3 protein-coding genes are annotated in these 2,372 nt (G+C 47.1%); all 3 read right to left on the reverse strand.

Annotated elements, in window-relative coordinates; translation table 11 throughout:
* The coding region (locus tag AC4E7D_RS14025; protein WP_490174401.1) for a Mur ligase family protein at positions 1-739 on the reverse strand (739 nt) is incomplete at its 3' end.
* Position 740: 1 nt separating this feature from the next.
* Positions 741-1,961, reverse strand: a complete 1,221-nt coding sequence (gene mraY / locus AC4E7D_RS14030; RefSeq protein WP_490174402.1) for a phospho-N-acetylmuramoyl-pentapeptide-transferase — start codon at positions 1,959-1,961, stop codon at positions 741-743.
* 33 nt (positions 1,962-1,994) lie between these two features.
* A partial coding sequence (locus tag AC4E7D_RS14035) for a glutamate ligase domain-containing protein (protein WP_490174403.1) occupies positions 1,995-2,372 on the reverse strand: 378 nt, incomplete at its 5' end.

Raw genomic sequence — 2,372 nt, forward strand, 5'->3', positions numbered from 1 at the left:
TACATGCTCCCTCTGCTACCTCCTGCTCCAGGGAAAAGGGATAGGTCAGGGATGGGATTGGATGCTGCTTCATCCAGTCCGCTATTACGGGATCGTCCTTGTCGTACAGAAAAGCATCCGTGCTGGCTTGGTTCATAGCAATGCGGAACTTGGAAGCGATATAGTTTTCAAACTTATACTCATACCGGTCCAGGTGATCGGGTGTGATATTGGTAATCACTGCGATATCCGGCCTGAAATCCTGTATACCGTCTAACTGAAAACTGCTGATCTCCAACACATAGTAATGGTAATCCTGTTCGGCAACCATACGGGCAAAACTGTCCCCGATATTCCCGGCCATCCCTACGTTCAACCCGCCGTTCTTCAGAATGTGGTGGGTGAGCATAGTGGTGGTGGTCTTTCCGTTACTTCCCGTAATCCCGATGATAAAGGCATCGGTGTACCGGGAGGCAAATTCAATCTCCGATATCACCGGGATGCCCAGTCCAAGCAGTTGCTTTACCATTGGCACGGTATCCGGGATACCCGGACTTTTCATGACGAGATCGGCGCTTAGAATTTTTTTTTCCGTGTGCCTTCCTTCTTCCCAGTCAATCCCAAGATGTATAAGAACGTTCTTGTATTCTTCTTTGATCTCCCCTATATCGGAGAGAAAAACTTCAAATCCTTCTTTCTTTCCCAGTATGGCCGTACCCACGCCACTTTCTCCTCCGCCAAGTATGACCAGCCTTTCCATCTTACCTTACTTTGAGCGTCACGATGGTAATAATGGCAAGAAGGATCCCGGTAATCCAGAAGCGGGTTACAATCTTGCTCTCGTGATATCCCTTTTTTTGGTAATGGTGGTGTAATGGTGACATGAGGAAGATGCGTTTCCCTTCCCCTGTTCTTTTCTTGGTATACTTGAAATAGCTCACCTGCAGCATAACAGATAAGGACTCGGCGAAAAAGATGCCACAGAGGAGCGGAATCAGCAATTCCTTCCTCACGATCAGGGCAATAACAGCAATAACCCCTCCAATGGTAAGGCTGCCTGTATCGCCCATAAATACCTGTGCAGGAAAGGCGTTGTACCATAAAAACCCAACCAGGGCTCCTACAAAGGCGGCTATGAAAACCACTAATTCCCCTGCCCTTGGGATAAAGAAAATATCCAGATAATCAGAAAAGATGATATTACCGGATACCCAGGCAAAAATCCCCAGGGTAAGGACAATTATGGCCGAAGTCCCCGCTGCAAGACCGTCTATGCCATCCGTAAGGTTAGCCCCGTTTGAAACAGCCGTTACAATAAAGATCACAATGGGGATGAAAATCAACCAGGCATATTTTTCAGCTCCTTCGCCAATCCAGGCCACAAGGGAACTGTAATCCAACTCGTTGTTCTTAAAGAAGGGAATGTTCGTTTTAGTTGATTTTATTTCTTCCCCCTCTACCGCTTCAACCGTATAGTTTTCTGTGATGATGGTTTTGTTCTTCTCCTTCATAGTGACCTCAGGATGGAAATAAAGGGTAGCTCCCACCATCAGGCCCAAAACCACCTGCCCCAGAACCTTAAACCGGCCTTTAAGGCCTTTTTTGTTCTTCTTAAATATCTTGATGTAGTCATCAATGAAGCCGATGATGCCCATCCAGATGGTCGTAAGGATCAGGAGGATGACATATATGTTTTTTAGGTCAGCAAATAAGACCACCGGGATCAGGGTAGAGAAAATGATGATGATCCCGCCCATTGTTGGGGTACCGGCTTTTTGCTCCTGACCGTCCAGTCCCAGATCGCGTACAGTTTCCCCGATCTGTTTTCGCTTTAACAGGTTGATGATCCGCTTGCCGTAGACCGTAGCCAGAATCAGGGACAGCAACACAGCCATAGCTGCCCGGAAGGTGAGGAACTGAAATAAAGTTGCCCCGGGAAACTGGTACTCCTGCTCTAAGTATTCAAATAAATAGTAAAGCATGTTAGTCCTGTATAAGGGTTGCGTTCATTCTTCTTATTTGTTCAAGGTGTCCAGGGTTTCCCTGACGATTTTAAAATCATCAAACTCTTCCCGTTTACCATTGGTCTCCTGATAGGTTTCGTGCCCTTTGCCCGCCACCAGGATAATATCATTGGCCAGTGCCAGTTGGCAAGCAGTTTTAATCGCCTGGCGCCGGTTTTCTATAGACAATATTTTCTTGGTATTCTGTGGCTCTACCCCTGCTTCCATTTCTTCAATGATGAGCCCGGGGGGTTCGGTTCTGGGGTTATCCGAAGTGAAAATGGCCTTGTTGCTCAACTCGGAAGCGATATGACCCATTACCGGACGCTTAGACTTGTCACGATCACCACCACACCCCACTACGGTGATGACGTTTTCATTTCCAGTCCT

This window comes from Lentiprolixibacter sp. (assembly GCF_982873095.1).